The organism is Micromonospora sp. NPDC048930, from assembly GCF_043197935.1.
Lineage (GTDB): Bacteria > Actinomycetota > Actinomycetes > Mycobacteriales > Micromonosporaceae > Micromonospora.
In genome coordinates this window covers 1-1,344 of record NZ_JBICUB010000044.1, presented here as the reverse complement: position 1 = coordinate 1,344, position 1,344 = coordinate 1, and the positions used below count along the sequence as shown (strand labels likewise).

The following is a 1,344-nucleotide window of genomic DNA, read 5'->3' as shown; positions in this document are numbered from 1 at the left end:
GCGTGATCCTTCGAGACGACCAAGTCATGAAGGAGAGGAACGCGATGGCCGCATCTGAGAGTGTGAACCCTGTTGACCTGCTGCGCGAGCAGATCACGGGCGCGTCTCCGGACGTGTTGCAGGCGATGGTCAAGACCTTCGCGCAGGCGTTGATGTCCGCCGAGGCGGATGCGATCTGCGGCGCCGGTTACGGGCAGCGCAGCGACGAGCGGGTGAACTCCCGCAACGGCTACCGGCATCGGGAGTGGGACACCCGTACCGGAACGATCGACCTGGCCATCCCCAAGTTGCGTCAGGGCTCGTACTTCCCCGACTGGCTGCTGACGCACCGCCGGCGGGCCGAGCAGGCCCTCGTGTCGGTCGTGGCCACCTCTTACCTGCTTGGAGTGTCAACCCGGCGGGTGGAGAAGCTGGTCGAGCAGCTCGGGATCCGGCAGCTGTCGAAGTCGCAGGTCTCGGAGATGGCCGCTCACCTGGACGCGCAGGTCGAGGCGTTCCGCAACCGGCCCCTCGACTCAGGCCATTACACGTTCGCGTGGATGGACGCGCTGACGATGAAGGTCCGCGAAGCCGGCCGGACCGTCAACGTCCACGCTCTGATCGCCGTCGGCGTCAACGCCGACGGCCAACGCGAAGTCCTCGGCCTTGATGTCGCCTCCGACGAAGACGGCGCCGGCTGGTTGGCGTTCCTGCGATCGTTGACCGCCCGCGGCCTGACCGGTGTCCGTCTGGTGATCTCCGACGCCCACGCCGGCCTCGTGGCCGCGATCGGCGCCGCCCTGCCCGGGGCCGCATGGCAACGTTGCCGCACCCACTACCTGCGGAACCTGCTGACCAAGGTGCCCAAGTCCGCGCAGCCGTGGATCGCCACACTCGTCCGGACGATCTTCGACCAACCCGACACCGACGCCGTCCGAGCCCAGTTCGACCGTGTCGTGGCGACCATCGAAGCCAAGTTCCCGGCCGCAGCCGAGCACCTCGATGCCGCCCGCGACGACCTCCTCGCGTTCACCAGCTTCCCGCGCGAGATCTGGCGACAAATCTGGTCGAACAACCCGCAGGAACGCCTGAACAAGGAGATCCGCCGCCGCACCGACGTCGTCGGGATCTTCCCCAACAGGGCCGCGATCATCCGCCTCGTCGGCGCAGTCCTCGCAGAGCAGACCGACGAATGGACCGAAGGACGCCGCTACATGGGCCTGGAACTACTGGCCAAAGCACGCCTCATCCCCTTCCAGCCCGACCAACACGACACCGACCAGCCCAACCCCGCCCCGATCGCCGCATAACATCAGACCGGATCCCGCGATGGCCGTCTCCTACACCACCAACGCGGACGTGACC

1 protein-coding gene is annotated in these 1,344 nt (G+C 67.2%); it reads left to right on the top strand.

Annotated features, from left to right (window positions below):
• Positions 1-44: 44 nt before the first annotated feature.
• Complete coding sequence (locus ACGFI9_RS37865) at positions 45-1,289, top strand: IS256 family transposase (RefSeq protein ID WP_393186022.1); 1,245 nt, start codon at positions 45-47, stop codon at positions 1,287-1,289.
• Positions 1,290-1,344: the final 55 nt, after the last annotated feature.

Coding starts and splice junctions, on each gene's coding strand:
- ACGFI9_RS37865 (WP_393186022.1), top strand. CDS start 45: ATGGCCGCATCTGAGAGTGTGAACCCTGTTGACCTGCTGCGCGAGCAG.